Here is a 26,563-nt window from a genome sequence, read left to right as displayed (position 1 = left end):
ACCGATGAGCCCCAGCATCCACGGCCAGGAACTGTCCATTGGCGACCACCTCGGCGCCCACACGGCTCCTGACTGCTGCGGCGAGGAGATGACCGCAGGCCCCCTCAACCTCGGCTACCGCGATTACACGTGCAGCAGCTGCAAGACCATCCTGGAGGTCAGCCCTCTCGGTCTTGTCTTCGATATCCGCACCTGACCTATCACCCACCTCGGCCCCGCTCGGATCCCGGGCGGGGCCGAGACAATCCCTGGCCCGGCGACCCAAAGAGGCAACAGGCAACACGCCCAACCGGCTACCACCACCCCAACACAACCAGGAGGATTACCGCATGCCCGCACCCAACGACCTCAGCAGCCTGTACGACAACAGGCATGTACAAACCGTCATCACCTCATACGGCGAAGGCCACCACGACAACCCGCCCGGCACAGCCATCCGAGTCGACACCCGCATCCTCCGCAACCCGCCCGACGACCCCAAGGTCCGCGACCGCATGCTGCACTCCAACGGGCTCAACCCCGAAGTGCGCCGCTACGTCATGGCCACACCGGGCGCCAAGCGCCTCGTCAAGGAGAACGCAGAAAAAGCCATCGCCCTGCTTCGTCGGCCCCGCAGCGGCCAGTTGAAGCGTGTCGATATTCATGTGGCCTGCGTCGGAGGCCGCCACCGCTCCGTGGCCATCGCCGAGGAGATCGCCGCCTACCTGCGAGCCTCTGGCATCGGATGTGAGGTCGAGCACCGCCACATCAACCGGCCGATCCTGAAGTAAGGGCGCCCGCCCCGTCGGACAGTTGTGGCCCCGCCCGGATCCCGGGCGGGGCCTACTCGTGGGCGGTCGGCTGCGGGGCGGGAACCTGCGCACGAACCATCCACCGGTCCCGACCCAGAGCCTGCGACGGACGACCAAGCGGCACCAGCCCCAGCACCTCACACACCCGCTGATGCCACGCCAGAGCCTCAGCCTCAGACTCCGTCAACACCACCACCGTCACGGCCATACGGCCAGTGTGGCGGGAAAGGTGGGGGAGTGGCGGGCGAAACGCGCAATCGGGGCGGCACCTTGTGCGGAGGCGCCGCCCGTGTCAGTCCAGCGGGTTGTGGCTGCACCGCTCATTGGGGCACACCCAGCTGAGAACGCCGGACTGGTCCACCTCGTCACCCAGATCGGTGGTCGGCGCCCAGATCGGCTTGTAGCGGAGACCGCAGCCCTGGCAGGTGATCGGCTTCAGGCGGCGGTACGCCGACTTGGTGCAGGCGAGCGGGTATCGATCAGTCATGGCCCGACCGTCGCACAGATTCGGGCCGACGTTGCCCCGGGTCCCCCACGGATCCTTCTTCGGGCTTGTCGGCACAGGTATGCACAATTAGGCCCAGAGCCACCCCCGCACCTCGCACCACCGTGCCAACGAGGAGCCACCGTGACCGACACCGCCGACTACGCCTGGCCCACCTGCTGCGCCTGTGAACGAGACCTCTGGGAGAACGAGGCAGGCCGCCAATCGTGCCGTCTCTGTGAGACCCGCACCGCCGAACGGCTCGCCGAACTCCCCGGCCTCTTCCAGCAGATCAACAGCAGTGCTGCCCTCATGCGAGGCGCACGCCGCGGTGGCGCCCCCACGTCCGGTAGCAGGGTGCCGCCCATCCCGCCCCGCCTCGAAGTCCTCAGCCTCGCCGCCGCCGGGGGAGTGGCCACCCGACTGCGGGACATCGAAGACTCGTGGCGCAACGCGCTGGGCTGGACGGTCGCACCATGGCGCGGCTCGCCCGGTGAAGCGGTCCCCGAGCACATCCGGTTCCTCATCAACAATCTGCCCTGGGCCTGCGACGCCTACAACAGCGTTGACCAAGACGTGGAAGAGATCCGGCGACTCCACGCCGAATGCAAGCAAGCCCTCAGCCACGACCGGAAACCGGGCAGGGTCAACGTCGGCCACTGCCCCACCCTGATCGACAACCAGCCCTGCGGGACCCAGCTCACCGCCTCCGCCGCCAACAGCCGCATACGATGCGGCACCTGCGGAGCACAGTGGGACGACATGTGGGGCTGGCGAGAACTCCGGCAGGCACAAGAAGCCGTGGCCGCCGAAGAGGCGCGAGGGGTCGCGGCATGAATCCGATCTTGTGGCGGATCGCCCTCGTTCTCTGGTTTCCCGTCGCTATTGCGGTCTTCGGGGTGTGCTCCTTCCTTGTGCTCATCCCAGTGCTCATCACCTGGATCGTCACGGGCGACAAAGACCGGACCTGGAAGGTCATGACCTTCGGACGGGCCATCTGGTGGGACACCACCAACCACATCGCCGACCGAGCAGGCGGCGCGCGAACATGATCGACAGCCTTCCGCCGTTCTCCGGCGACGACACCACCTGCATCAAGTGCGGCCACCAAGGCGCCGACACCCAATACCTCGCACACGGCCGCTGCCTCCACGGCCCCACCCCCGCCATCATCGGCTGGCACCCCAATGAGCGGCTACACCGCGAATGCCTGCGCTGCAGCCACCAATGGGACGAAGCCACCATCGGAACCACAGGCGCCCAAGCCGTCGAGACCTATGCCAACGGAGGCGGCAATGCCTGAACCCACTGTCACCCGCATCCACGACGCCACCGGCAGCCACATCGAACCACCCCTCGACCCGGCATGGGACGACGCCGCCAAGCTTGCCTGGCACGCCGCCGTCATAGCCCACGACACTGGCGTCACCATCCAGGTGCACCACCACAGCAACGGCCGCTACGGAATCTGTATCGGCGACATGAACGCGGGCGGCCAGACCATCGTCGGCGGCCACACCTACCAATCGGCGTGGGAGTTCGTGGGTGCCGTTGGTATCGGAGCCGAAGCCGCCACACGGGCACGAGGCGGGCAGCCGTGACCGAAGGCGACGACGCCCCAGTCCAGCCCGCCACGACGAGCCTGCCCATCGTCACCGCCACCGACGGGCAGCCATATCTCGGCTGCGACGCCGTCATCTCCTTCCTGCGTGCCATCGCCGACTCGTGCCGCAACCTCGCCGACAACCCCGAATGCGACCTCGAAACAGCCGCCGCTGCCATCGACTACGAAGCCGACGCGCTCGAATGCCGCGCCATCGCACACACCACCGGAGCCGCCACATGAGCGATATCGCCGACTTCCTTCGCGCCCGATTGAAAGAACAACGGGAAGCGGTAATCCGCTACCGAGACGGCCACGACGGGCCCTGCGTGAACTATGCCGAGCAGGACCCGAAGCACTACGACGAGCATGACCCGTGCTCTCGCCACCTTGAAGCGGCCGAGGCCAGTGCATACCGCGACACCACCTTCGGGCTCGCCGACCTCGACGCCAAGCTCGCCATTGTTGAGGAGCACCACTCGGTGGAGCTGCCTGACGAGATGTTGGACGCATGCAACACCTGCGAGCTCACTGGCCGCTATCCGGAATACCCCTGTCGGACCCTCCGCCTTCTCGCCCAACCCTTCGCCGGACACCCCGACCACAAAGGCGAGGAATGGGCGCCATGAACGAGACGACCCAGACCATCTTCGGGATCTGCGGCATCATCGGAGGAGTCACAGGACTCGCTACAGCCTTCCTCGTCTGGCGATCAGGTCGAGCCGACCTGGAAAGAGCGAGAAGGCTACTTGACCTACGAAAAGCGCCCTGAAGGTATCCACCAGCACGGAGTCCCATCGAGGGTGCCGAGGCGCAGGTGAAACAACTGCTTGATTTCGACGGTGAGTGAGCATATCGTGTGATTCGATCGATCTAGCTGCGTCGAAGGGGCCACTCGTCACGGGTGGCCCCTTTCGCATGCCCCGGGGGTGAACCGCCTTGTCCGAGCCCCACTTCGTCACCGAAGAACTCGTAGCCCACTGGACCGGGCGCCCGCCATCCACCATCCGCCGCTGGGGCGCCGAAGGCCGCATCACCCGCTACGAAGAACACGGGCTCCGCAAGAACGGCGTCCGCTACAACCTCATGGAAATCGACCCCGCCACCCACGACGAAGACGGCAACGTCATCCCCACACCCGCACCACCCCTCCCCGGCCGCGTCCGCATCGACAACGCCGCCTAACGACTCCTCGCGGGTGGTCGCAGCGCGCTGGGTGGTGGACGCTCCCGCCCGCGAGGACACACGCCTGCTCTGCGGGGGCAGGCCGGGAAGCCCCACGCCCCCAGCGCGGCGTCCCGTCCGCCCGGTCGCATCGTCACGGCCGGGCGGACCCCACACGCACCCGCTGTCCGGAGGATCGCGACCAGGCAGCGGGCCCAAGCCGGCACCACAAGGAGGCCCGCGCCATGGCCGACGACCTGCTCGTCATCATCCCCACCAGAGGCCGGCCCCAGGCCGTGCCCGAGATCGTGCAGGCGTGGGACGACACGGGGGCGACCGCCGACCTGCTGTTCGCGGTGGACGCCGATGACCCGGAGCTGGCCGCGTACAAGGCGCACGCCGCCCAGCTGAAGGGCGACGGGCGGGTGCGGTTCACGTTCGGCAAGCGGCGGCGGCTGTGCGGCACCCTCAACCAGCAGGCGACGAAGGCGGCCAAGACCTACCGGTTCCTCGGCTTCATGGGCGACGATCACCGCCCGCGTCCGGCAGCGATGCCGTGGGATGCGCGGATCCGCGAGTGCCTGTCGGGTGGCCCCGGCATCGTGTACGGCAACGACCTCCTGATGGGGGAGCGGATGCCGACCGCGGTCGCCATGACCTCGGACATCGTCAGCACGCTGGGCTACATGGCGCCCCCAGTCCTGGTCCATTTGTGCGTCGACCTGGTGTGGCTCGACTGGGGGAAGGGGATGCAGCGCATCACCTACCTCGACGACATGGTCATCGAGCACCTGCATCCCGCGGCGGGCAAGGCGGCGGTAGATCAGGGCTATGAGGAGGCCAACAGCTCGGAGCAGGTGACCGCCGACTCGGCCGCCTACTACGACTACCGCGACAACGGCAGCCTCGAAGCCGACCTGGTCAAGCTGCGGAAGCTCGTCGAGGAGGCGTGATGGATCCCTTCGTACCCAAGGGAGAGCCTCGGTACGACGGCACCCAGAGCTGCGGCTACAAGCCGCCCGGAGCCCCCGAGGACTGCGGTCAGCCTGCGACGTGGCACGTCATGTGGGACGGGCAACTGGACAACAGTCTCACGTGCGACGAGCACATGGCCCTGATCCAGCAGCGATGGATGTACGCCGACAGGCACCCCGTCACCGCCGACTGCACCATGCCTGGCGCGCTCTGGGTGTTCTTCGACGACTGCTGCGAGTTCCCAGCGCTGACGTCTGCTGCGATCTGCCACGCCGAGACCCCTGTGGAGATCTCGTGACCGCCAGTGACGTCATCCAGGCCTGGGATCAGGCCGACCCGGACGCCATCCACCCGCTCCGCCGCGTCTCCGAGGACGCCTACTGGGATTCCGGCCGCGCGCAGGCCGACATGCTCGCCTCGGTCATCCCCGACGGGGCGAAGGTCATGGACTTCGGCTGCGGTGACGGCCGCGTTGCCATCCCGATGACCGCCCTCGGCTACGAGGTCACCGCCGTCGACTCGTCCCCGCGAATGCTCGACCGGCTCGCCGAGATAACGGACGACATCACGACCGCTCACGAAGGTCTCGCCCTCGATCTCACCACCGTGCGGGCCGACGCCGACGGACTCGCCGCCCACCTTGGCCGCCGCCGCGTGGACGCCGTCTACAGCCTGGCCGTTCTCATCCACCACAGCTGGGACGACTGCCTGCACATCATCGGCAAGCTGCGGGCCGCCACCAAGCTTGGCGGGATCCTCGTCCTCGACTGGCCCGTAGCCGACCAGCCGGTCGAAGCCGACAGCTGGATCGGCGTCACCACCTGGTCGCGCGAGCAGCAGACCGAAGCCTGCCAGCAGATCGGGCTGGAGCCCGTCGACAGCGAGCTGCCGTGGGGCGTCTACCGGGCCGTGAAGACCAACTGACCCACATCACCCATACGCCTGCGGCCTGATCACCGCAGGAAGGAAGCCCCGGAAGTCCCGAGCTCCGGGGCTTCCGCATACCTCGGGAGACCCCATGGATGTCCAGTTCACCGACAGGTACGAAGCCCTCGGAATCGCGCCGCCCAACCTCCTCACCGTGTGCCGTGGCCAGTGCGAAGGGACCGGCGTCGTGCCCGTCTTCATCGACAGCCCCGCCGTCAACGCAGAGCTGAAGAAGCAGGGCCGGACAATCTGTCAGCCGTCTAGCGAGACGGATTCCAAGCTGGTCGCGCTCTGGCGTGAGGCGGAGAACGAGTCGCACGCCTCCGACGGCTGGCACTTCGTGAGCTGCCCGGAGTGCCAGGGGACTGGCAAGCGACAGGGGCGGTTCCCGAAGCTCCGTAACCTGCCGAACGTGCTGCGTAGCCGGTGGCGCTTCTTCCGCAGTTGCATCCTCAACATGGACTGCCGAGTGGAACCCAACGCCCGCTGGTCGCGACTCAAGCACCTCAGGCTCGCGCTGCCTATTCTGCTCAAGCGGTAAGGAGGCGGCGTGCGCGTCCTCCTCTCTGGCGCCTCCGGCTTCGTCGGCCGCCACCTGCACCGCGCGCTCCTCGACCGGGGCGACAACGTCTTCGGTATCGACCTCAACTCCACTCCGCTCGTGCGGAGCGGCGACGCACTCGACTTCTTCCGCTACGACACGCAGCGGTACGACCTTGCCATCCACGCGGCGGCGATCGTCGGCGGCCGGGCATCCATCGACGGATCCCCGCTCGGCGTCGCCACCAACCTCGCCTTGGACTCCTGGTACATGCGGTGGCTCGCCAGGACCAAGACCCCGCGAGCTGTGTTCTTTAGCAGCAGCGCCGCATACCCGGTCGCTCTCCAGCAGCCGGGCGAGGTGCGGCGACTCCGGGAGGACGACATCGACTACGAGCGCCCCGGACGCCCCGACGCCACCTATGGGCTGGCCAAGCTCACCGGCGAGCATCTGTGCCAGTACGCGGCGGCAGAGGGCACGCGCATGACCGTGGTCCGGCCGTTCTCCGGCTATGGCGAGGACCAGGACGAGGCGTACCCGTTCCCCGCGTTCATCGCCCGCGCCAAGCGACGGGACGACCCGTTCGAGATCTGGGGCGACGGCAGTAGCACCCGCGACTGGATCCACATCAGCGACCTGATCGGCGCCACCCTTGCAGCCGTCGACCAGGACGTCACCGGGCCCGTCAACCTCGGCACCGGGCGGGCCACGAGCTTCGACCAGTTCGCCCAGATGGTGACCGCGGCGGCGGGCTACCGGCCACAGCTCAAGCACCTGCCCACGGCGCCGCGGGGCGTCCACCACCGCGTGTGCGACCCCAGCCGGATGCTCGCCTTCTACCAGCCCAAGGTGACCCTGGAGCAGGGCATCCGGCGGGCACTGGCCACCTGACCGAAAGGGGCGGGCAGTGAGCGCTGGCGCATGGGATCTCCAGATCGAGCAGGGCGCCACCTTCGCCGAGACCTACACCTGCGTCAACGACGACGGTAGCCCCGTCGACTGGACGGGCTGGACCGCGGAGGCACAGATCCGGGTCCTTGCCGCCCCAGACGCCGAGCTGCTGCTCGACCTCACCCCGTACCTCACCATCACCGGGGCGGCGATCACTCTGCTCATCCCCGCCACCATCACCGAGACGCTCACCCGCTCCGGCAGGTGGGACCTCGAACTCTCCAGCGACGGCACGGTCATGCGGCTGCTACAGGGTCGCGCTCTCCTCGCCCCGGAGGTGACCCAGTGAACATCACCGTCACCCCCAACGGCACCCAGCCCCCGCGCGTCATCCAGGTCGCCGAAGGGGCCGTCACCTCCGTCAACGGCGAACGCGGCGACGTCACCATCACCGCAACCGACCTCGGCGCCATCGGCAGCGGAGACGCAGCCGGGGGAGACCTGAGCGGCACCTACCCCAACCCGACCGTCGCCAAGGTCAACGGCGTCGCCGTCACCGGCACACCCACCTCGGGCCAGGTGCCCACCGCCACCTCCGGCACCGCCGCAACCTGGCAAACCCCAGCAGCAGGGCCCAGCGCCGCAGGGACAGTCACCGCGCAGACAACGTTCGGCGCAGCCTCCAACGCGGGGTCGGCGGCCACCTACTCCAAGGGTGACCACAGCCACGGAACCCCCACACTGCCCACCGCCACGACCTCAACCGCGGGCGTGGTGCAGCTCGACGGAACCGCCGCCGACATCGCCCCACTCGGCACCCAAGCCGCCGGCGCCACCGGCAAAGCAGCCGACGCAGGCCACGTCCACCCCACCACCGGCGTACTGCCCACAGCGGGCGGCACCATGACCGGCGGCATCAACTCCAGCCTCTCCACCAGCAGCAGCGTCGGCATCGGGGTCTTCGTCAGCGGCGATGCGTTCGACCGGGGCCGGATGCTCGCTTCCGGGCAGATCGAAATGGGCTCCGGAGCGGCAGCCCGCGAAGTCGTCCTCAGCCGCACCGCCGCCAACCAGTTGTCCCTCGCCACCTCGGATTTCCGCATCGCCACAGCAGGCCGGGGCCTGATGGTGGCCGAAGGCAGCAACGCCAAGATGGGCCGCGCCACCCTCGTTGCAGGTGCCGCCACCGTCAGCACCACGGCGGTGACAGCCTCCAGCGAGATCTTCCTGACGAACCAGGCGCTCGGCGGCACCGCAGGGTTCTTGCGCGTCTCCGCGCGCACGGCCGGGACCAGCTTCACAATCACCAGCTCCAGCGGCACCGACACCAGCACGGTCGCCTGGATGATCGTCGAACCCGCATAGAACGGAAGGCCCGCGCCATGAACACGTACCTGTTCTCCTACCTCGACGGAATCGAAGACCACGTTCAGGCGGACAGGGTCGAGTACGACTGCGACGACCGCACGGTCACCGCCATCCTTTCCGACAACGTCGTCTACCTTGCCCCGATCAGCAACATTCGCAGCGTCCGGCGCCAGCCTTCGAAGCCGTGATCCGCTACGTAGTCGCATTCGACGGGACCGACGACCTCATCGTCGAAGACCCCGCACTCGAGCTCGACCTCCGAGCCGAATGGGCCGTCTTCAACGACAGCGCCGGCCTCGCACTCGCCATCCCTATCGACCGCATCCGCAGCATCCAACGCATCGACCAGACGCCGACAGAGGAGGGAGGTGGTTGACATGGTGGACACCGGAGGAGCACAGCGACACCCCGCAGCAACCGAACGACTCATGGAGTACTGGGCACACGGCGAAGGCGCAGCAAAGATCCAATGGGGCGTCCCCGGTTTACCGCGACTTCGACAGGTGCGTCGTGGAACTCGGTAAGCACGTCAGCCCCAGCATCGTGAAGGGCCTGTGCTCCAACCTGCATGTGCGAGCGACCGGCGCCAGGCCAGGTCACGCCCCAGGCGAGGAAGCTGCACGCAAGACCAAGGGCGGCCGCTGATGCCGAGCCAGGGCCGGCGCTCGGCTCCACTTCCCAAGGGATGGGCGCGCATCCGGCGGCGCGTCCTCAAGCGCGATGGCTGGGTGTGTCAGTGGCCGATCGCCACAGGCGGCCTGTGTGGTGAGCCGGCCAACCAGGTCGACCACAAGGTGGGCGCCGCCCAGGGGGTGGACGATCACAGTGACTCGAACCTGTGGTCGCTGTGCGAGTGGCATCACAACCGCAAGACTGGAGCCGAGGCGTCTGCTGTGGCCCACGCCAAGCCGCCCAGGCGCCGGCCTGTCGAGGATCACCCGGGCTTGATCGGCTGACCCTGCGGCGAGCGTGGATCAAGACTTCAAGATCACCTGGGGGCACCCCCCAAGATCAAAAAATCTTGAGGATCGGGCACGTTAGCTTGCCGCGGTGCGCGTAACTCTGGGGATCTGGTGATCAAGCTCTGACCTGCGGTTATGTCGCTGACGAGCTGGCGGGCGGGGCCTGCCCGCTAGCGACCTGGCTGGGCAGGATTCGCTATAGGAGCAGGTCAAGGGCAGTGAAAGCGTTACACGCTCCTGCTATCCTTTTCTCATGACGACGAAGCGCTGCGAGCACTGCCGGGGGACTCTGCCGGTCCTGGCTCGCGCGCACGCCCGTTACTGCTCTGGCCGCTGCCGCACTGCGGCCTGCCGTAGCCGGCAGAAGGCTTCGGATCCGGTTCCGGTCGCGATGATGCGCCGCCGGCAGTGGGTACGGCACACCGGGCGAAAGGTGCCGCTGTCCGTGAACGGGGGACGCGTCACGCCAGCTTCATCAACCGATCCGTCGTCGTGGTGCACCTACAGGACGGTCCGGCGGTCGACCGCCGGCGCGGGCCTGGGTTTCGTGCTCACCTCGGAAGACCGGCTTGTGTGCATCGACCTGGACCACGCGTTCGTTGACGGCGAGTTGCGGCCGTGGGCGCGGGCCATCATGGAGAAGCTGCCTCCCACCTATGTCGAGGTGTCGCCGTCCGGCACTGGCCTGCATATCTGGGGTCGCGGATCGGTGGGGCGTGGGAGGAAACTGCGCCGCGGAGAGGCTGCCATCGAGGTGTACGACTGGGGCCGGTACATCACTGTCACTCGCCAGCCGTTCGAGGGCGCGCCGTCGAAACTGGCGGACCTGTCGAGGGTGATTGCTGACTTGCTGTGAGGGGGTGCCCCTGGTGGCTGGTCGTGGTTTCGCCCCCAAGCAGACACGTTCCCGGGCTCGGGACACGAAGTCGCGTGATGCCGAGATGCAACGTGTGCAGGAGGATGGCGAACTCCGTGGTCCGCTGTTGCCTGAGGGGGTGCTGCCGGATGAGGAGGATTGGCATCCGCGTACACGGCAGTGGTGGGAGACGTGGCGGCGCGCTCCGCAGGCTCAGATGTTCATCGAGACGGACTGGGACTTCCTGCTGGATACGGCCCTCCTTCACCACGTGATGTGGACCAAGGGTCGCTGGGAGTTCGCGTCTGAGGTGCGCCTCAGGGCAGCGAAGTACGGGGCGACACCGGAGGACCGGATGCGCCTCAAGCTGAAGATCGAAACCCCGGTCGACAAGCCCCCGGCGGAGCCCACTCCGCGGTCGACGTCGGACCGGCGGAAGAACCTGCGGATCGTGTCGGAGGATGCCGTGTAGGGGGTGCCATGCCGTGGCGCGGCCCCCAGTACGACGGAGAGTTCCCTTCTCTTGGACGTCAGATCGTCGAGCACATCGAGGAGTACCTCTGCCATGGGCCTGGCGACGTGGTGGGCGAGCCGATCGATCTGGACGACGAGTTCTACGCGTTCATCGTCAAGGCGTACCGGATCGACCCTGAGACCGGGAGGCGGGTGTACCGGCGGGCGTTCTTGTCGAGGGCGAAGGGCCGCGCCAAGTCTGAGATCGCCGGGATGCTGGTGTGCGCGGAGGCGCTTTTCCCGGTGCGCTTCGACGGCTGGGACGCGAGTGGGGAGCCCGTCGGTCGCCCGGTGAAGTCGCCGTTCATCCGTTGCCTGGCGACGGAGGAAGGCCAGTCTGGCAACACCTACGACAATGTCTCCACGATGCTGGAGTACCTCGTCGAGCATCACGGCGACGAGTTCCCCGGCATCGACATCGGCAAGTCGGCGCAGTCGTCGAGCCGGATCATCCTGCACCATCAGCGGGGCGAGATCACCCCGTCGACTGCATCCTCGGCGGCGAAAGATGGCGGCAAGGAAACCTTCGCGGTCTTCGACGAAACGCACTTGTACGTGCTGCCTGAGCTGCGGCGCATGCACGGCACGGTGCGGCGGAACCTGCGCAAGCGCAAGGAAGCTGAGCCGTGGTGCCTCGAGACGTCGACGATGTACGAGCCCGGCCAAGATTCTGTGGCCGAGGCGACGCACACGTACTACAAGGCCATCCGGGAGGGCCGGATCCGTGACACCGACGCGGCGGGCCTGCTTTTCGACCACCGGCAGGCGAAGGACGGCACCGACCTTGCAGACCGGGGCGCGCTGCTCGCCGGGTTGAGAGAGGCCTACGGGCCGGCGGCGGCGTGGATGGACCTGGACGGCATCATCGCTGAGATCTGGGATCCGCAGTCGGCGCCGTCGGACTCGCGACGCTACTGGCTGAACCAGCCGGTCGCTGCCGAGGATGCACTGCTGGACCCGGGCAAGTGGGCTTTGTGTGCTTCGGAGTTGCGGTTGCAGGACGGCGACGAGATCTCCCTCGGCTTCGATGGCGGTAAGTCGGATGACGCGACTGCGTTGATCGCGATGCGGATCTCGGACCGGCTGGTGCAGCCGCTGGGCATCTGGGAACGACCGGAAGGGCCCCGGGGCAAGAACTGGGAGGTCGACCGCAAGCAGGTCTCCGATCTGGTTGCGCACGCCTTCGGTATGTATCAGGTGCGAGCCTTCTTCGCCGACGTGAAGCTGTGGGAGTCCTATATCGACGAGTGGGGCGAGACCTACCGCGACGAGCTGCTGGTGAAGGCCTCACCGAAGTCGGCGATCGGCTACGACATGCGCGGCCACCAGCAGGAGTTGACGAAGGCCACGGAGGCGCTGGTGCAGGCGATCGAGGACCGCAAGATCCTCCACGCCGACCACGAGATGCTGAACCGGCACGTTGCCAACGCCCGGCGCCGGCCGAACCGGTGGGGTGTGTCGTTCGGCAAGGAGTCCCGGGAGTCTCCGAAGAAGGTCGACGGTTTCGCGGGCATGCAGTTGGCGGACATGGCGCGGAGGGCTCTCCTGGCGTCGCCGGATTGGGCGAAGCGGCAGAAGAAGCGACGGCGGACGGGGCGTGTGCATGGGTTCGCGTAGCGAGGAGGTGGGCGCGGCGTGGTGATGTCGGAGACGGATGCGGTGTCGACGGCGCGTCATCTGCTGAAGCTGCGTGAGGGCGAGCAGGCCCGGCTACAGAAGGTCGCCGACTACATGTGCGGGAAGCACTCGAGCGTCTACGTGCCGCGGGGTGCCCGGGCGGAGTACCGGTGGCTGATTGAGCGGGCGCGGGTGAACATCCTGCCGCTGGTGGTCACGGTGGTCGCGCAGAACATGTACGTGGATGGCTACCGGCCGGCGGGCTCGGACGAGAATGCGGCGCCGTGGCAGGTGTGGCAGGCGAACCGGATGGATGCTCGCCAGCACGGCATTCACCGCTCAGTGCTCACCTACGGGGCGTCCTACGCAGTGGTGATGCCAGGCAAGCCGGTTCCGGTGATCACCCCGTTCAGTCCGCGGCGGATGACGGCCGTATATGCGGACTCGGTGAACGATGAGTGGCCGATCTTCGGGGTCGAGGACCGTCTGGAGAACACGAAGGACGGCAAGCGCCGTGTGGTGCGGATCTATGACGATCAGGACCGGTACACGCTCGTAGGGAAGGTGGACGGGTCGGGCTTGAAGCCGGACGAGGGCGACTGGGTGATGAACCACGGGCTCGGCGTGTGCCCGATCGTCCGGTACGTCAACACGCAGGACTTGGACGGCGACGGTGTGATCGGCGAGGTTGAGCCGCTGTTCGACGTCCAGGACCAGCTGAATATGACGACGTTCAACCTGTTGATGGCGCAGCAGTACGCGGCGTTCCGGCAGCGGTGGGTCACCGGCATGGCACCCCCGGTTGACGACAACGGCAATCCTATGGAGCCGTTCCGGGCTCGGGTGGACGGCCTGTTCGTCGCCGAGGACACGGACACGAAGTTCGGCGAGTTCGACGCCACCGACCTGGGCGGCTATCTGAAGTCGCGGGAGGCGTCGATTCGGCACGCGGCCACGATCTCGCAGGTGCCGCCGTATCACCTGCTGGGCGAGATGGTGAACCTGTCGGCCGAGGCCCTGGCCGCGGCACGGGATGGCCTGGACCGGAAGACGGACGAGCGGGAATCGCTGTGCGGGGAGTCTCACGAGCAGCTCCTGCGGCTGGTCGGTCTCGCCTCCGGAGACACGGTCTCCTGGGAGGACACGGCCGCTCAGGTGGTGTGGCGAGACACATCAGCTCGGTCGCTGGCGCAGACCGTGGACGCGCTAGGCAAGCTGGTGACGATGCTCGGGGTGCCGCCGCAGGAGTTGTGGGAGCGGGTGCCTGGTGTGACGCAGACGGATGTGGAGCGGTGGAAGAAGGCCGCGTCCGAGGGCGATGCGATGAACCGGCTCAACGGGATCATCGAGAAGCAGATGCAGCCCCCGCCCGACGCCTCGGTGCCTGTTGAGCCGACTGCTCCGGCGGCTTGACGGTGACGGGGAAGGCACAGGCGTATCGCCGTGTGCAGGCGCTGCTCGTCGCCAGGATGGCTCGGCAGGTGCTGCGCGTGTGGCGGGACCTGATGAACCCGGCCAAGGTGGACGAATCATGGCTTGCCGTGCGTGCCGCGCTGATGCCAATCGTGGAGCAGGCCCGTGAGCAGTCCGCCGTGCTGGCGCGTGTCGCCTATATGGAGGCCCGTCAGGATGCTGGGGTGCCGGAGGACGGGTTTGCCCCGTCCGGGCCGCTGCGGCTCGCTATCGACCGACTGGAGTCGGCTCTGGATGTGACGGGCCCGGTGGAGTTCAAGAAGGCGATCGCAGCGGGGAAGACGCCGCAGCAGGCCATGGATGCGGCAGCGGTCCGCATGGTGGGCTCCACGCAGTATCTGGCGCTCGAGGGCGGCAGGTCGGTAATGAATCAGTCCATCGAAGACGACGAGCGGGCCACCGGATGGTCCCGGGTCACCGACAACGATCCGTGTGCCTGGTGCGCAATGCTCGCATCCCGCGGGCCTGTGTATAAGACCGCCAAGACGGCCGGCGACCCGCGACAGGGCGGCAACTCGTACCACGACCACTGCGGCTGCCAGGCATGGCCTGCATTCACGCTCGATGAGCCGTTCGTCGGGCTCGCGAACAGGCTGTACGACGACTGGCTACGCGTGACGAGGGGCACCGGCGGAAGGGATGCGGTGAACGCGTTCCGCCGCTGGTGGGAAACCGAAGGCCGTGCCGAATACACGCCACCCGAGCGACAGCGATGAGGGGAGGTGAACTGTGGCACAGCCGTCCGCCGACGCAATGCGCGACCTGGTGAAGCAGGGAAAGGCGATGCCCGCCCCCGGCCACGACCGTCCCGGCCGCTTTCAGATCCGTAATCGCACAGACCTGGAGAACGCGATCCGAGCGGTGGGCCGGGTGCGGCCGAACACCGAAGAGGCGCGCGCCAAGGTGCGCCGCTTCATCCTCAAACGGGCCCGCGAACTCAACCTGGCCAGCCTCATCCCGTCCACCTGGGCGGCAGATGGGTCCCTGAAGTCCTAACCGATCCGGGCAGCCCCTGGCCGCCGACATGGCGGTCGGCCAGCAGCCTGGACTGAAGCGCTCGCCGACAGGGTGGGCGCCTTTTTCATGCCCACACCGCGTCGGCCGACATGGCGGGCGCCTATCCCGACACGGGAGTCACCTCATGTCCGAAACCACCGCCGAGCAGCCCGCACAGCCTGCGGGTGACGGCGACGGCGAGGCTCAGCAGATGCTCGGCAACGCTGTCGCAGCTGGCCAGTTCCTCAACCGCCCCCAGCAGGCATCTCCGCCTAACGTCTCGGAGACTTCCGGAACCGAGGGCGGCAAGGCAGCCGACGACGGGGAGCCGAAGACGGACTGGGAGGCCGAGGCCACGAAGTGGAAGTCCTTGGCGCGCAAACACGAGAACCAGCACCTCAGTGCTCTCGGCTTCAAGTCCAAGGATGAGATCGAGTCCCTGCGGCAGGCGGCGCAGAAGTACGCCGAGATCGAGGAAGCACAGAAGACCGAGATCCAAAAGGCGACCGAGCGGGCCCAGACGGTCGAGCAGCAGCTCGCCGACATGCGGGCCACGAACGCCCGGCTCATGGCTGCCGCCACGCACAACATCCCGCCGGACCTGATTGACCTGCTCGGCACCGGCTCGGACGAGGAGATCAACCAGCGGGCCGAGGTGCTCGCCGAGCGCCTCAAGGCCAGTACCCCGCCGCCGTCTCAGCGACCGGTGGAGTCCCTCACCCCGGGCGCATCCCCGGCATCGGCGGCCCCTGTGTCGCCGGACGCCTGGATTCGCGGCATGGCGGGACGCAATCCCTAACCCCTGAACTGACTGCAGCAACCGGAGATTCCCCTGCCGCGGGGCCGGAGCCGCTGCACTTCCGGAAGGAGACCCCGTGGCAACCTACAACTCTCTGGTCAGCCGGGATGCCAGCAACGATCCGCTGGTGCCCGAGCCGGTGTCTGCTCAGATCGTCGAGGAGATGCCCGCCGCGTCCGCGCTGCTGCAGCGTGCGGCGCAGGTGCCGATGTCGACGAAGACGCAGCGTCAGCCGGTCCTGGACGTGATGCCGATCGCCTATTTCGTGGGCGGCGACACCGGGCTGAAGCAGACGACCGCGCAGGACTGGAAGAACGTCGATTTGATCGTCGAGGAGATCGCGGCCATCGTGCCGATCCCCGAGGCGTACCTCGACGACGCCCAGATGCCGATCTGGGACCAGGTCCGGCCGCGGCTCGTGGAGGCGATCGGCGCCAAGCTGGACGCCGCGGCCCTGTTCGGTGCGGATAAGCCCAGCACGTGGCCGACGGCGGTGTATCAGCAAGCGGTGGCGGCGGGGAACGCCGTGATCTCCGGTGCCGGCGCCGACTTCGCCGTGGACGTGGCATCGGTCGCCGAGAAGGTCGCCGCCGACGGGTTCGCCGTCAACGGCTTCATGTCCCGCCCCGGTCTGACCTGGCGGCTGAACGGCATCCGCTCCGAACAGGGTGTGCCGATCTACCAGCCGAATCTGCAGGGCACCCCGGGCGGAACCCTGTACGGCTATCCGATGTCGGAACTCACCAACGGCGCCTGGGACACTTCGGAGGCCGAGCTATTGATGGGCGACTGGCGAAAGGCCATCGTCGGCATGCGGCAGGACATCTCGTTCAAGCTGTTCACAGAGGGCGTCATCTCCGACGACGACGGCAAGGTCATCCTCAACCTGATGCAGCAGGACTCGGTGGCCATGCGCGTGGTCATGCGCGTCGCGTTTGCCACAGCCAACCCGGCGACCCGCCTCAACACCAACTCGGCGACGCGTTCGCCGTTCGGTGTCGTCCAGTCCACCACTGCGGCGTCCTGACGGCCCCGGCGGCGGCCGACCCCTTGGTGGGCCGCCGCCCGGAGATCGGAGTCCTGTCTTGAGGGTCCTGGCGATGCTGCACGCCTACCCGCCGGCCCACAATGCGGGCGCCGAATGGGCGGCGCACAGTCTCCTACGGGAGCTGGCCGCCCGAGGCCACACTGTGGATGTCCTGCTGTCCGTGGCTGCTGCGGCGGACAACGGGTACGAGCTGGATGGCGTGCTGGTGCACCCGTTCCGCAGCAAGTCGGACCCGGGGCGATGGATGCGCGGCGAGAGCCGTGCTGACGTGGTCGTGACGCATCTGGAGAACACGGCGCGGGCTTCGATCCTGGGCGAGCTGAACCGGATCCCGGTGGCGCATCTGCTGCACAACACCTACGACAAATCGAAGCAGTGGATGGTCAAGGGAACACCACAGTTGGTGGTGTACAACACCGAGTGGATGCGTGCCGACGTCGAGGCGTGGTGGCGTATTCACCGCGGGGATCGGCCCATGCCGTTTGGGATCGTCGTCCATCCGCCGGTCGCAGTCGAGGACTATCGGGCGTCACCGGGGGATCGCATCACCCTGATCAACCTGACAGAAGAGAAGGGCGCCAAGGTCTTCTACGGCCTGGCGGAGCAGATGCCTCGCAGGCGCTTCCTCGGGGTTGTGGGCGGTTACGGCCACCAGATCATCCGCGACGACCTGCCGAACGTGGAGATCGTGCCGCACACGCCCGGGGGCCGGATGGCCAAGGACGTGTACGCACGAACCAAGCTGCTGCTGGCCCCGTCGGTATACGAGTCCTACGGTCGGGTCGCAGTCGAGGCCATGTGCAGCGGCATCCCCGTCCTTGCCCACCCCACACCGGGACTTCGCGAGTCCCTCGGCCCAGCTGGAGCGTTCTGTGATCGGGACGACCTCGATACCTGGATAGCCGAGATCAAGCGGCTCACCACACAGAAGGAATACCCGCGCGCATCCAAGGCTGCCGCCGCCAGAGCCGCCGAGCTTAACCCCAAAGCCGAGCTGGACACCTGGTGCCAGGCGATCGAGGGGGTGGCGAAACGTGGACGCCCTCACTGACCTGACCGCCCTGGAAGCCCGCATCGGAAGGCCGCTCACCGCCGACGAGGCAGCCAGAGCGAACGCCCTGTTGGCTGACGCCTCGGCTCTCGTGCGCTCCTACACGGGCCAGGACTTCACCCGCACCGACAACCAGACCGTGGTGGTGCGCGCCCAGCAGGGTGAGATTCGCCTTCCGCAGCGGCCCGTAATCGACGTGACCGACGTGGTGGCGATCGGCGCCGGCGGGGCACCTGATCTGCCTGTCGTCGGCTGGCAGTGGGATGGCCTCGACATCGTCCGAACATGCACCGACAGTCCGATCATCAACCTGTCGGAACTCTGGCGCGACGAGGACGTCGACGCCTACCCGGGCACCTACCGGGTCACCTACAGCCATGGCGTGACGGTGGTCCCGCCGGACGTCGTCGCCGTGGTCGCCCGCATGGTGCTACGAACACTTACGGCGCCGACGGTTGCTGGAGGGGTGGTGGGGGAGACGATCGGCCCGTACAGCTACCGCACGGACGGCTCCGGGGTTGGCACTGCGGTGGTCATGACGGATGAGGATCGCAAGATGCTGTCCTTGGCCGGGTACCGGCGGAAGGCAGGCATGTCGATGGTGAGGTTCCGGTGACGGGCTCGCTTCGCGTAGTGGCGCGCGTCCATGCCTATCCGCCGGATCACAATGCTGGAGCGGAGTGGGCGCTGCACGAGATGCTTCGCGCCCTCGTTCAGCGAGGCCACACCGTCGAGGTGTGGCTCTCCCAGTGGGCCGCCAGCCGGGACTCGTATGAGGTGAACGGCGTCCGCGTCGTCCCTCACAGCCTCGACGGCAGGTTCGCTTCGGCGGCAGCCCGAGCGAATCTGCTGGTGAGCCACCTGGAGAATGTGCCGTTCACTGCGTGCTTGGCTCGCGGTCATGGCGTACCCATGGTCGTGGTGTGTCACAACACGTTCGATCTGACGTGGGAGCCGATGGCCACGGGTTCGACGGCGCTAGTCGTCGTGAACTCGGAGTGGATGCGGGCGGAGGCTGAGCGGCACTTCGACGGCCAGCCGCAGTGTCCGGACAGGACGCTGGTGGTGCGGCCTCCGGTGCACGCGCAGGAGTACCGGACGCGACCGGGCGACTGCATCACCCTGATCAACTGCACCGCCACCAAGGGCGTCGGTGTCCTGTCCGAACTCGCGAAGCGCATGCCGGACCGCAAGTTTCTCGCGGTCCGCGGCGGCTACGGCGAGCAGCAGCCACCTGACTTGCCGAACGTCCTGGTGCTCGACCACATAGACGGGCGCAGAATGCGCGACGAGGTGTACGCCCGAACCCGACTCCTGCTGATGCCCTCCGACTACGAGTCGTGGGGGCGTGTGGGCGTCGAGGCCATGGCCAGCGGGATACCTGTGATCGCGCACCCCACCGAGGGCCTCAGCGAGTCTCTCGGGGCTGCGGGCATCTTCCAGGACCGTGAGGACATCGACGCCTGGCAGAAGGCGATCGAGGCGCTCGACGATCCCGCCGCGTACCGGGCGGCATCACGCCGGGCGAAGGCTCGCTCGAAAGCCCTCGACCCGACGGAAGACCTGAATGCCTGGTGCGAGGCAGCGGAGGAGGTGTGCTGTGCGCGCACTGCCTCACGGTGAAACCGTGACCATCGTGCGGCCCGGCGCGTCGACCGAGTACGACGAGTACGGAGTGGAAGTCCCCGGCCCTCCTGAGGAGATCCCGGTGCCCGGCTGCGGTGTGGCACCCCGGGATGGCAATGCGGCAAGCGGCAACGAGCAGACCCAGGCCAGAGACACGGTCATCGTCGGACTGACCCTCTACGCCCCCGTCGGCACCGATCTGAGGGCCACGGACAAGGTGCGGGTCGCCGGCGTCCTCTACGAGGTCGACGGCCAGGCCGGCGCTTACAAATCGCCGTTCACGGGGTCGAGCGGCCCCGTGGTGGTTGCACTGGAACGCGTCACCGGCTGATGTTTGGAGGTGGCCTATGGCTGCACGATTCCGCATCTCCCGCAAGGGCATCGGTGAACTGCTCCGCTCGGAGATGATGGAGCGAGAGATGGTGCGCCGGGCAAACGTCATCAAGGGCGTAGCAGAATCGATAGCGCCGGTGTATGCGGGGCCTCGCGACCCGCACCCGGGCCTGTACAAGGCTTCCGTCGTGGTCACATCTACCAGGCGCGGCGCCCGGAAGCGTGACCGTGCCACGGCCACGGTGACGAACACGGCCTACTACGCCCGCTGGGTGGAGTACGGCACAGAGAAGGTGCCAGCTCATCACGTGATGCTGCGTGCTGCCCAGGCCGGGGGCCGCTGATGTGGCCTGATGTGGAGGTCGAGCTCATCGCCTGGCTCGGCAATCAGCTCGGCACGCGGTTCGCTGCGGAGCTTCCGGCCAACCTGCTCGACGTTCTCCCGCTGGGGCAGGTGCAACGGGTCGGGGGCGGCGATGACAGCTTCCGGCTCGATCGGGCCCTGGTGGACCTGGACGCGTATGCGGCTACTCGAGCCGGTGCTTCCCTCCTCGCGCGCGAGGTCCGGGATGCGCTGGCGATGAGGCTGCCCGGGACGAAGACCACGGCTGCGGTCTTCGGCCGGGTGTCAACGGTGTCGGCGCCTTCGTGGCGTCCCTACGAGAACACGGGGCTCCGTCGCTGCGGGGCCACCTACGAGATCTTCTTTCACCCGGTTTCCTGACCGGTTGGGCCCGCGCCGGACCCTGTAATCCGACCCCGTCCGCTCTGTTGGCGGGGTCTTCGTATGTCTGGAGACCCAATGGTCAACATCACGAGGGCCGCGGACCTCACCGTCATCGGTTCGAACGGCGGGGGCTGGGTGTCGGATGTCGGCACGACGGCCCCGACGAGCCCCCTTATCCAGCCGGTCAGCCCGTGGGAGCCGCTGGGCGCCATCAGCGACGACGGCCTGGTGGTGGGCTGGGACGAGGACTCGCAGGAGTTCACGCCGTGGGGTCTCACCAGCCCGATTCGGACGACGATCACGAAGTCGATCCGAACCTTCAAGATCACACTGTGGGAGACCGCGCGGGTCGCAGTGCAATCGGTGATGTTCCGCATCCCGGCCGCCGACCTCACTCCTTCCTCGGGGCTGACGTCGTTCGCGGAGACCGCGAGCCCGTCTGTGGACCGCCGGGCGTGGTGGTTCGCCATCTTCGACGGCGACTCGGCCCGGGGCTTCTACGTTCCGGCTGGCGAGGTGTCGGACCGCAGTGACGTCACGTTCAAGCAGGACGAGATGTCGGGTTACGAGCTGACGATCACCGCGTATCCGGACTCGGCGGGCAACACCGTCTACCACTCCGACAGCATCCCGGCGACGCCGGTGTACACGGGCTCCTGAGCCCCCGATGACTGGTGGGTGGGTCGCCCTGGCGCGGGCCCGACCCACCCACCACCTTCCCCTGCCCGCGCCGTGAGAGAGAGGCCCGTGCCATGCCCACAACCAAAGCCGCTTTGGATGCCGCGAAGGCTGAGGAGGCTGCCGCCCAGGAGTTGGAGGCGGATGGCGACGAGTACGTGACCGTGTCGCTCGCCGGCTACGACGGCGTCACCAAGGACGTCAGGGCGCTGCCTTCCACCCGTTGGCGGGCGTCGGCGATGCGCGCGATCAACAACGGAGACTTCGACGGATTCATGGAGCGCGTGCTCCACGAGGACGACTACGACACCTTTGTGGACCTCGACCCGGACGGGGAGAGCGTTCAGCGGTTCGCTGAGAACGTCTCTGAGGCGTCGCGGGAGGCCCTGGGGAAATCCAGTGGACCGCGGGGGTCCTCGAAGAATACGCGGAGGCGGTAGAGGCGGACTTCGCCCGCTACTACCCGGGTGTGGATCTGCTGGATGTGCACCGGGGCCGCTTGTCGTGGCGGCGTCTGCGGGTGCTGATTCAGCACCTTCCGCCGGAGTCGGCCACTATGACCGCGCTCCGCAATGACCTCACCGACGAGGAACTGGCGGAGCAGGCCGAGCACGGCGACCCGGAGAAAGGCCGCTGGTCGCAGGTCGAGCAGTTGCTCGCCCTGATCGCCGACCGGGTGGCGCGGCTGGAGTACGTGACGATCCTCGCGAACTCGGACAGCAAGGGGAAGAAGCCGACCCCGCCGGAGCCGATCGCACGGCCGGGCGCGAAGCCCCGCAAACCGAAGCCGAAGTTGTCGGATTCCAGCGCCGAGGTGTTGTTCCAGCTCATCAATGGGGGCGCGGCCTGACGCGCGGGAGGAGGCTCCCGTGGCGATCAGCGTTGGCAGCGTCGAGGTCGACGTCATCCCCAACACCCAAGGCATCTATAGCCGGTTGCGTGCCGGCCTGGTGCCTGCTGCGACCCGGGCGGGCGAGGACGCCGGTTCGGCGGCTGGCCGCTCGTTCGGTCCTGCGATGCAGCGGCAGGTCGGCGATGTTGGCCTGCGGATCGGCGAGCAGATCGGGCAGCAGATCGCCGCCCGCATCACCGCCTCACTGCGGGATGCGATTCGGGATGGTGTGACGCGGGGCGGTCAGACGGCTCGACCTGCTGCTGTACGGCAGGGGGACGAGACGGCCGGCGCCTTCTCCCGGGCGCTGAAGACCCGTCTCGAAGCCGCGTTCCGGTCGCTGCCGAAGCTGCAGATCGGGGCCGACACCTCCGAGGTGGACTCGGACCTGCAAGCGGTCCGTGTGCGCATGGAGACGCTGGCCGACAAGCGCATCGGGATCGACATCTCCGCAGAGGACGCGAAGGCCGAGATCAAGCTGATCGAGGCCGAGCTCACGCGGCTGGGCGCCGAGCATCCGAATGTGCAGGTCCGCGCGGACACGGCGCGCGCTCTGGCTGAGCTGCAGGCTGTGCGTGCCGAGATCGATGCGGTCGACGGTAAGAAGGCGCGCTTCGACTTCGATGCGAGCGGGGCCACCGGTTCTATCTTCCAGTTGACGGCAGCACTCGCTGGTGTGGCGGTGATTCCCGCTATCCCGGCGCTGGCTGCTGCCTTGGGCTCGGTGGCTGCGGCTGGTGTCGCGGCGGCTGTCGGTGTGGGGGCGCTTGCTGCGGTGGCGCTTCCTGCGATCACGAGTATCGGCGGCGCCCTGATGGCGCAGAAGCAGGCCCAGGACGCGGCCACAAACGCGACGGCTCGGGGCGGGCAGGCTGCGAGTCAGGCGGCATCCAGGGCACTGCAGATGGCCGGTGCACAGCAGGCCCTGGCGACCGCGCACAGGAATGCCGCACGGCAGATCGCTCAGGCCGAGCAGGGCGTGCAGGACGCGGTGAGGTCTGCCGCGGAGGCGAATCGGAACGCGGCCCAGCAGGTGCGGCAGGCTCGTCAGTCGTTGGCGGACGCCTACCAGCAGGCCGCGGACCGTATGCGGTCGGCGAACGAGCAGGTGCAGCAGGCCGAACGGAGCTTGGCGGACGCGCAGGATGCGGCCCGGCAGGCGCAGCTGGATCTGACTCAGGCTCGCCGCGATGCTGCGGCGCAGCTGGAGGATTTGAACAACCGGCTGGCGGACTCGCAGCTATCCGAGCGGGACGCTGTCCTGTCGGTGCAGGAGGCCCGGAAGCGTCTGGACGCTGTGCAGGCTGCCGGGGCGAACGCGAGCCTGTTGCAGCAGCAGCGCGCGCAGTTGGCCTACGACCAGGCGGTGCAGCGGCTCAAGGAGCAGCGGCAGGAGACAGCCCGCACCGCGGCAGAGAAGGCGAAGGCGGACAAGGCTGGCGTTGAGGGCTCCGACATTGTGCGGAGTGCTCAGGAGCGGCTGGCGGATGCCCAGCAGGCGGTCAAGGATCAGCAGGCCGCGGTAGCGAAAGCGCAGCAGGCGGCGGCTCGGCAGCAGATCCAGAACACGCGGGACATCGCGAACGCCCAGGAGAAGCTGTCTGAGGCTCAGCGGAATGTGACACGCGTCCAGGAGGATGGCGCCAGGTCGGTTGCGCGTGCGCAGGAGTCTCTGGTTGCTGCGCAGCAGTCGGCGGCGGACAGCATCGCCTCGGCTCAGCGGCAGATCGAGTCGGCGTCCCTATCGGCCGCCGGGGGTGTGGACCAGGCTGCCATCGCACAGCAGAAGTACCAGGAGAAGCTCGCGAAGCTGACGCCAGCGGCCCGCGACACGTTCGATGCGTTCGTGGACCTGCGGTCGGCGTTCTCGGCGTGGTCTCGATCGCTTCAGCCTGCCGTTATGCCGATCTTCACTCGGGCGCTGAATGGGATTAAGGACTCGCTGCCGGGGCTGAAGCCGTTGGTGCTGGCTGCAGCCGATGGCATCAAGGAGTTGCAGGACCGGGCCAGCGCGGGATTTAAGAAGCCGTGGTGGCAGGAGTTCAAGAAGGATCTGCAGGGCTCGGTCAAGCCTGCCATCCTCGGCTTGGGCGTCAGTTTCGGGAACATCTTCAAGGGCATGGCCGGGGTGATCGGCGCCTTCGTGCCGCATATGGACTCGATCAGCGACCGGATGCAGTCGGTCACCGGTCGTTTCGCCGACTGGGGTACCTCGTTGAAGGGCAGCCCCGCATTCGAGCGGTTCCTGCAGTACTCCTCGGAGATGGGCCCCAGGGTGGCCGGCACGATCGGCAAGCTGGCCATGGCGTTCTTCTCGGTGGGGCAGGCACTGTCGCCGGTGTCGGGGCCTCTGCTGTCCGTGATCGGGAAGATTGCCGATGGGGTTGTGTACATCGCGGAGAACCTGCCGTGGCTGATCCAGGGCCTGTACGGGGCGTGGGTCGCGATGAAGCTGGTGAACCTGGCCATGGGCATCTCGCCGATTGGTTGGCTGGCTATCGCCCTCGTCGGCCTGGTGGTGGCGATCCAGTATGCGTGGACCCATTTTGAGGGCTTCCGCGACGTGGTGCTAACTGTCTGGGCATGGGTTAAGGCGGCATTTCAGGGCGCCTGGGTCATCATCGGCCCGATCCTGAGCGGTCTTATTCAGGGCATCAAGAAGCTCGGCGACATTGTGATGTGGATCTGGGTACACCTGATCAAGCCCGGCATCGATCTGATCGTCAGCGGCTTCAAGTGGCTGTATGACATCCTCGTCGGCCACTCGATCATCCCTGATCTGGTGCGAGCCGCAACAAGCTGGTTCAGGAGCCTCGCGCGAGGCATCAAGCTCATTTTCGACGGCATCAAGCTGACCATCCGGCTGGCCTGGGACGGCATCAAGGCCATCTGGGAGGGGCTGCGTCGGTACATCTTCGGCCCTCTGGCCTCGGCGTTCCGCTGGCTGCGAGACAAGGCCATCAGGCCTGCGTTCAACGGCATCTCCACGGCGATCGGTATCGCGTGGCGAACGGGGATCCGGCCCATATTCAACGCGATCAAGTCGGCAGTCGGCAAGGTCGCGGACGCCTTCGATGCTGCCCGCAAGGCCATCAAGACCGCCTGGGACAAGATCAAGGAGCACACGAAATCGCCCATCAACTGGGTGCTCAAGCATGTGTGGAATGAAGGCGTCGCCCAGATCTGGAAGAAGATCACCGGATGGATTCCTGGGGTGCCGCCGCTGGGCAAGGTCGACTACCTGGCGGCCGGTGGCAAACTACGCGGCCCGCAGCCCGGCATGTACAACGCTCCGACCGCGATCGTCGGCGAGGGTAACCCGCGATACCCGGAGTACGTCATCCCTACCGACCCGAAGTACCGGGCCAGGGCACTCGCCCTGCATCAGGCCGCTGGCACTCAGATGCTCGCGAAGGGCGGCATCGTCGGCTCGGCGGCGTCGTTCGTCCGGCATCCGATCAAGTCGTTCAATGGGATGTTGAAGCCGTTTATGGACGGCGCGAAGTGGCTGAACAAGACCAAGTGGGGGCAGGCGGCGATCGGGCTGCCGAAGATGGCCATCGGCGGCATGAAGAAGATGATCACCGATGCTGTCAGCGGCTGGTTCACCCGCGACGCGAACGGCATGCTGAAGCTGATCGGGAAGATCGGCAAGGGTGTCCAGAGGTGGACCCCGCAGGTGCTGGACGCGCTCAAGCAGCTGCACCAGCCGTCCAGCTACCTCGGGATCACGCTCCGCAGGATGAACCAGGAGTCTGGCGGCAACCCGCTTGCCGTCAACAAGACCGACATCAACTGGCAGAACGGGCATCCGAGCGTGGGCCTCATGCAGGTGATCGGCCCGACGTTCCGGGCCTACGCCGGGAAGTACAAGCACAAGGGACCGTTCATGTACGGCACCTCCGTGGATCCGCTGGCGAACATCTACGCGAGTATGAGGTACGCGCTGCGGAACTACGGGTCGCTGCCGCGGGCCTACAACCGCGCCGGCGGCTACGACTCCGGCGGCTACCTCCAGCCGGGCCTGAATCTGGCCTACAACGGGACGGGCAGGCCGGAGCCCGTGTTCACCACGCAGCAGGCCAACGCGCTCATGCGGCTTGCCGTCGAGCCGGGTGCTGGTGGCGGCACATTCGAGGGCGATCTGTACCTCGACAGCGGTGAGTTCATGGGCAAGGTCCACGGGGTGATGAATCAGCGTGACCAGCAGCTCATCTCCACACTGCGAGCCAACAGGCGGGGGTGAGA

General features: G+C 67.3%; 37 protein-coding genes. 36 read left to right on the top strand and 1 reads right to left on the bottom strand.

Annotated elements, in window-relative coordinates; all coding sequences use genetic code 11:
* The first annotated feature begins 4 nt into the window (after positions 1–4).
* Together ACFYOY_RS13350 and ACFYOY_RS13345 are read left to right on the top strand one after the other, a co-directional pair.
* Positions 5–196, top strand: coding sequence for a hypothetical protein (locus ACFYOY_RS13350; RefSeq protein WP_388586765.1), 192 nt, complete (start codon positions 5–7; stop codon positions 194–196).
* 133 nt (positions 197–329) lie between these two features.
* Positions 330–770 (top strand): hypothetical protein, encoded by a 441-nt coding sequence (locus tag ACFYOY_RS13345; RefSeq protein WP_388586762.1) that lies wholly within the window; start codon positions 330–332, stop codon positions 768–770.
* A 313-nt stretch (positions 771–1,083) separates the two neighbouring features.
* On the opposite strand, the gene ACFYOY_RS13340 is transcribed toward ACFYOY_RS13345, so the two are convergent.
* Entirely contained in the window at positions 1,084–1,278 is a 195-nt protein-coding gene (locus ACFYOY_RS13340) for a hypothetical protein (protein ID WP_388586759.1), read from the bottom strand.
* Between the two features lie 141 nt (positions 1,279–1,419).
* Between ACFYOY_RS13340 and ACFYOY_RS13335 the strand changes: the two genes are divergently transcribed.
* The 34 genes from ACFYOY_RS13335 (at position 1,420) to ACFYOY_RS13170 (ending at position 26,561) form a co-directional block, all read left to right on the top strand.
* Positions 1,420–2,112, top strand: a complete 693-nt coding sequence (locus tag ACFYOY_RS13335) for a hypothetical protein (protein ID WP_388586756.1) — start codon at positions 1,420–1,422, stop codon at positions 2,110–2,112.
* Positions 2,109–2,327, top strand: coding sequence for a hypothetical protein (locus ACFYOY_RS13330; protein WP_125757641.1), 219 nt, complete (start codon positions 2,109–2,111; stop codon positions 2,325–2,327). Before ACFYOY_RS13335 ends, ACFYOY_RS13330 begins: the two co-directional genes overlap by 4 nt.
* On the top strand, positions 2,324–2,578 hold the full coding sequence (locus ACFYOY_RS13325; protein ID WP_388586753.1) for a hypothetical protein: 255 nt from the start codon (positions 2,324–2,326) through the stop codon (positions 2,576–2,578). The genes ACFYOY_RS13330 and ACFYOY_RS13325 overlap by 4 nt, the downstream gene beginning before the upstream one ends.
* Positions 2,571–2,876 carry a hypothetical protein gene (locus tag ACFYOY_RS13320; protein WP_388586751.1) on the top strand — a complete coding sequence of 102 codons (306 nt, stop codon included), beginning with the start codon at positions 2,571–2,573 and terminating at the stop codon, positions 2,874–2,876. The genes ACFYOY_RS13325 and ACFYOY_RS13320 overlap by 8 nt, the downstream gene beginning before the upstream one ends.
* A complete protein-coding gene (locus ACFYOY_RS13315) occupies positions 2,873–3,121 on the top strand; it encodes a hypothetical protein (RefSeq protein WP_388586749.1) in 249 nt (82 codons plus the stop codon). Before ACFYOY_RS13320 ends, ACFYOY_RS13315 begins: the two co-directional genes overlap by 4 nt.
* Positions 3,118–3,507: a DUF6221 family protein gene (locus ACFYOY_RS13310; RefSeq protein ID WP_388586746.1), complete on the top strand. Its 390-nt coding sequence runs from the start codon at positions 3,118–3,120 to the stop codon at positions 3,505–3,507. Before ACFYOY_RS13315 ends, ACFYOY_RS13310 begins: the two co-directional genes overlap by 4 nt.
* A 310-nt stretch (positions 3,508–3,817) precedes the next feature.
* The gene (locus ACFYOY_RS13305; protein WP_388586743.1) at positions 3,818–4,063 is read left to right on the top strand and encodes a DNA-binding protein; all 246 of its coding nucleotides are present in this window, start codon (positions 3,818–3,820) and stop codon (positions 4,061–4,063) included.
* A gap of 224 nt (positions 4,064–4,287) precedes the next feature.
* Positions 4,288–4,995 carry a hypothetical protein gene (locus tag ACFYOY_RS13300; protein ID WP_388586740.1) on the top strand — a complete coding sequence of 236 codons (708 nt, stop codon included), beginning with the start codon at positions 4,288–4,290 and terminating at the stop codon, positions 4,993–4,995.
* A complete protein-coding gene (locus tag ACFYOY_RS13295; RefSeq protein WP_388586738.1) occupies positions 4,995–5,315 on the top strand; it encodes a hypothetical protein in 321 nt (106 codons plus the stop codon). Before ACFYOY_RS13300 ends, ACFYOY_RS13295 begins: the two co-directional genes overlap by 1 nt.
* Entirely contained in the window at positions 5,312–5,941 is a 630-nt protein-coding gene (locus tag ACFYOY_RS13290; protein ID WP_388586736.1) for a class I SAM-dependent methyltransferase, read from the top strand. Before ACFYOY_RS13295 ends, ACFYOY_RS13290 begins: the two co-directional genes overlap by 4 nt.
* 94 nt (positions 5,942–6,035) lie before the next feature.
* The gene (locus ACFYOY_RS13285) at positions 6,036–6,485 is read left to right on the top strand and encodes a hypothetical protein (protein ID WP_388586733.1); all 450 of its coding nucleotides are present in this window, start codon (positions 6,036–6,038) and stop codon (positions 6,483–6,485) included.
* Between the two features lie 9 nt (positions 6,486–6,494).
* Positions 6,495–7,376, top strand: coding sequence for an NAD-dependent epimerase/dehydratase family protein (locus ACFYOY_RS13280; RefSeq protein WP_388586730.1), 882 nt, complete (start codon positions 6,495–6,497; stop codon positions 7,374–7,376).
* A 16-nt stretch (positions 7,377–7,392) separates the two neighbouring features.
* The gene (locus ACFYOY_RS13275; RefSeq protein ID WP_388586727.1) at positions 7,393–7,725 is read left to right on the top strand and encodes a hypothetical protein; all 333 of its coding nucleotides are present in this window, start codon (positions 7,393–7,395) and stop codon (positions 7,723–7,725) included.
* The gene (locus ACFYOY_RS13270) at positions 7,722–8,741 is read left to right on the top strand and encodes a hypothetical protein (RefSeq protein WP_388586725.1); all 1,020 of its coding nucleotides are present in this window, start codon (positions 7,722–7,724) and stop codon (positions 8,739–8,741) included. The genes ACFYOY_RS13275 and ACFYOY_RS13270 overlap by 4 nt, the downstream gene beginning before the upstream one ends.
* Before the next feature lie 17 nt (positions 8,742–8,758).
* Positions 8,759–8,932, top strand: coding sequence for a hypothetical protein (locus tag ACFYOY_RS13265; protein ID WP_388586722.1), 174 nt, complete (start codon positions 8,759–8,761; stop codon positions 8,930–8,932).
* Positions 8,929–9,120, top strand: coding sequence for a hypothetical protein (locus ACFYOY_RS13260; protein ID WP_388586719.1), 192 nt, complete (start codon positions 8,929–8,931; stop codon positions 9,118–9,120). The genes ACFYOY_RS13265 and ACFYOY_RS13260 overlap by 4 nt, the downstream gene beginning before the upstream one ends.
* Positions 9,121–9,959: 839 nt before the next feature.
* Positions 9,960–10,562 (top strand): bifunctional DNA primase/polymerase, encoded by a 603-nt coding sequence (locus tag ACFYOY_RS13255; RefSeq protein ID WP_388586716.1) that lies wholly within the window; start codon positions 9,960–9,962, stop codon positions 10,560–10,562.
* 85 nt (positions 10,563–10,647) lie between these two features.
* Positions 10,648–11,034 carry a hypothetical protein gene (locus tag ACFYOY_RS13250; RefSeq protein ID WP_388586713.1) on the top strand — a complete coding sequence of 129 codons (387 nt, stop codon included), beginning with the start codon at positions 10,648–10,650 and terminating at the stop codon, positions 11,032–11,034.
* Between the two features lie 8 nt (positions 11,035–11,042).
* The gene (locus ACFYOY_RS13245) at positions 11,043–12,692 is read left to right on the top strand and encodes a Terminase (protein ID WP_388586710.1); all 1,650 of its coding nucleotides are present in this window, start codon (positions 11,043–11,045) and stop codon (positions 12,690–12,692) included.
* Between the two features lie 24 nt (positions 12,693–12,716).
* Positions 12,717–14,105, top strand: coding sequence for a phage portal protein (locus ACFYOY_RS13240; protein ID WP_388586707.1), 1,389 nt, complete (start codon positions 12,717–12,719; stop codon positions 14,103–14,105).
* A gap of 32 nt (positions 14,106–14,137) precedes the next feature.
* The gene (locus ACFYOY_RS13235; RefSeq protein ID WP_388586704.1) at positions 14,138–14,881 is read left to right on the top strand and encodes a hypothetical protein; all 744 of its coding nucleotides are present in this window, start codon (positions 14,138–14,140) and stop codon (positions 14,879–14,881) included.
* Between the two features lie 13 nt (positions 14,882–14,894).
* A complete protein-coding gene (locus ACFYOY_RS13230; protein ID WP_388586701.1) occupies positions 14,895–15,161 on the top strand; it encodes a hypothetical protein in 267 nt (88 codons plus the stop codon).
* A gap of 145 nt (positions 15,162–15,306) precedes the next feature.
* The gene (locus ACFYOY_RS13225) at positions 15,307–15,960 is read left to right on the top strand and encodes a hypothetical protein (RefSeq protein WP_388586698.1); all 654 of its coding nucleotides are present in this window, start codon (positions 15,307–15,309) and stop codon (positions 15,958–15,960) included.
* A gap of 76 nt (positions 15,961–16,036) precedes the next feature.
* Entirely contained in the window at positions 16,037–16,987 is a 951-nt protein-coding gene (locus ACFYOY_RS13220) for a phage major capsid protein (protein WP_388586695.1), read from the top strand.
* A gap of 73 nt (positions 16,988–17,060) precedes the next feature.
* Entirely contained in the window at positions 17,061–18,059 is a 999-nt protein-coding gene (locus ACFYOY_RS13215) for a glycosyltransferase family 4 protein (RefSeq protein ID WP_388586691.1), read from the top strand.
* Positions 18,043–18,675 carry a hypothetical protein gene (locus ACFYOY_RS13210; RefSeq protein WP_388586688.1) on the top strand — a complete coding sequence of 211 codons (633 nt, stop codon included), beginning with the start codon at positions 18,043–18,045 and terminating at the stop codon, positions 18,673–18,675. The genes ACFYOY_RS13215 and ACFYOY_RS13210 overlap by 17 nt, the downstream gene beginning before the upstream one ends.
* Positions 18,672–19,682, top strand: coding sequence for a glycosyltransferase family 4 protein (locus ACFYOY_RS13205; protein ID WP_388586685.1), 1,011 nt, complete (start codon positions 18,672–18,674; stop codon positions 19,680–19,682). The genes ACFYOY_RS13210 and ACFYOY_RS13205 overlap by 4 nt, the downstream gene beginning before the upstream one ends.
* 4 nt (positions 19,683–19,686) lie before the next feature.
* Entirely contained in the window at positions 19,687–20,016 is a 330-nt protein-coding gene (locus ACFYOY_RS13200) for a hypothetical protein (protein WP_388586683.1), read from the top strand.
* A 16-nt stretch (positions 20,017–20,032) separates the two neighbouring features.
* Positions 20,033–20,362: an HK97 gp10 family phage protein gene (locus ACFYOY_RS13195; protein WP_388586680.1), complete on the top strand. Its 330-nt coding sequence runs from the start codon at positions 20,033–20,035 to the stop codon at positions 20,360–20,362.
* A gap of 11 nt (positions 20,363–20,373) precedes the next feature.
* Positions 20,374–20,742 (top strand): hypothetical protein, encoded by a 369-nt coding sequence (locus ACFYOY_RS13190; RefSeq protein ID WP_388586677.1) that lies wholly within the window; start codon positions 20,374–20,376, stop codon positions 20,740–20,742.
* 78 nt (positions 20,743–20,820) lie between these two features.
* Positions 20,821–21,405: a phage tail protein gene (locus tag ACFYOY_RS13185; RefSeq protein ID WP_388586674.1), complete on the top strand. Its 585-nt coding sequence runs from the start codon at positions 20,821–20,823 to the stop codon at positions 21,403–21,405.
* Between the two features lie 92 nt (positions 21,406–21,497).
* Positions 21,498–21,863: a hypothetical protein gene (locus ACFYOY_RS13180; RefSeq protein ID WP_388586671.1), complete on the top strand. Its 366-nt coding sequence runs from the start codon at positions 21,498–21,500 to the stop codon at positions 21,861–21,863.
* Positions 21,864–21,892: 29 nt separating this feature from the next.
* Positions 21,893–22,273 (top strand): hypothetical protein, encoded by a 381-nt coding sequence (locus ACFYOY_RS13175; protein WP_388586668.1) that lies wholly within the window; start codon positions 21,893–21,895, stop codon positions 22,271–22,273.
* A 19-nt stretch (positions 22,274–22,292) separates the two neighbouring features.
* A complete protein-coding gene (locus tag ACFYOY_RS13170; protein WP_388586665.1) occupies positions 22,293–26,561 on the top strand; it encodes a hypothetical protein in 4,269 nt (1,422 codons plus the stop codon).
* Positions 26,562–26,563 lie beyond the last annotated feature (2 nt).

It is taken from the genome of Streptomyces sp. NPDC007875 (genome assembly GCF_042868035.1).
Lineage (GTDB): Bacteria > Actinomycetota > Actinomycetes > Streptomycetales > Streptomycetaceae > Streptomyces > Streptomyces antimycoticus.
Note: the sequence above shows the minus strand (reverse complement) of the source record. Positions and strands in the feature narration are given on the sequence as shown.

Coding starts and splice junctions, on each gene's coding strand:
- ACFYOY_RS13180 (WP_388586671.1), top strand. CDS start 21,498: ATGCCCACAACCAAAGCCGCTTTGGATGCCGCGAAGGCTGAGGAGGCT.
- ACFYOY_RS13225 (WP_388586698.1), top strand. CDS start 15,307: ATGTCCGAAACCACCGCCGAGCAGCCCGCACAGCCTGCGGGTGACGGC.
- ACFYOY_RS13295 (WP_388586738.1), top strand. CDS start 4,995: ATGGATCCCTTCGTACCCAAGGGAGAGCCTCGGTACGACGGCACCCAG.
- ACFYOY_RS13245 (WP_388586710.1), top strand. CDS start 11,043: ATGCCGTGGCGCGGCCCCCAGTACGACGGAGAGTTCCCTTCTCTTGGA.
- ACFYOY_RS13250 (WP_388586713.1), top strand. CDS start 10,648: ATGCAACGTGTGCAGGAGGATGGCGAACTCCGTGGTCCGCTGTTGCCT.
- ACFYOY_RS13345 (WP_388586762.1), top strand. CDS start 330: ATGCCCGCACCCAACGACCTCAGCAGCCTGTACGACAACAGGCATGTA.
- ACFYOY_RS13340 (WP_388586759.1), bottom strand. CDS start 1,278: ATGACTGATCGATACCCGCTCGCCTGCACCAAGTCGGCGTACCGCCGC.
- ACFYOY_RS13325 (WP_388586753.1), top strand. CDS start 2,324: ATGATCGACAGCCTTCCGCCGTTCTCCGGCGACGACACCACCTGCATC.
- ACFYOY_RS13285 (WP_388586733.1), top strand. CDS start 6,036: ATGGATGTCCAGTTCACCGACAGGTACGAAGCCCTCGGAATCGCGCCG.
- ACFYOY_RS13185 (WP_388586674.1), top strand. CDS start 20,821: ATGGTCAACATCACGAGGGCCGCGGACCTCACCGTCATCGGTTCGAAC.
- ACFYOY_RS13310 (WP_388586746.1), top strand. CDS start 3,118: ATGAGCGATATCGCCGACTTCCTTCGCGCCCGATTGAAAGAACAACGG.
- ACFYOY_RS13215 (WP_388586691.1), top strand. CDS start 17,061: ATGCTGCACGCCTACCCGCCGGCCCACAATGCGGGCGCCGAATGGGCG.
- ACFYOY_RS13240 (WP_388586707.1), top strand. CDS start 12,717: ATGTCGGAGACGGATGCGGTGTCGACGGCGCGTCATCTGCTGAAGCTG.
- ACFYOY_RS13195 (WP_388586680.1), top strand. CDS start 20,033: ATGGCTGCACGATTCCGCATCTCCCGCAAGGGCATCGGTGAACTGCTC.
- ACFYOY_RS13350 (WP_388586765.1), top strand. CDS start 5: ATGAGCCCCAGCATCCACGGCCAGGAACTGTCCATTGGCGACCACCTC.
- ACFYOY_RS13320 (WP_388586751.1), top strand. CDS start 2,571: ATGCCTGAACCCACTGTCACCCGCATCCACGACGCCACCGGCAGCCAC.
- ACFYOY_RS13330 (WP_125757641.1), top strand. CDS start 2,109: ATGAATCCGATCTTGTGGCGGATCGCCCTCGTTCTCTGGTTTCCCGTC.
- ACFYOY_RS13265 (WP_388586722.1), top strand. CDS start 8,759: ATGAACACGTACCTGTTCTCCTACCTCGACGGAATCGAAGACCACGTT.
- ACFYOY_RS13255 (WP_388586716.1), top strand. CDS start 9,960: ATGACGACGAAGCGCTGCGAGCACTGCCGGGGGACTCTGCCGGTCCTG.
- ACFYOY_RS13300 (WP_388586740.1), top strand. CDS start 4,288: ATGGCCGACGACCTGCTCGTCATCATCCCCACCAGAGGCCGGCCCCAG.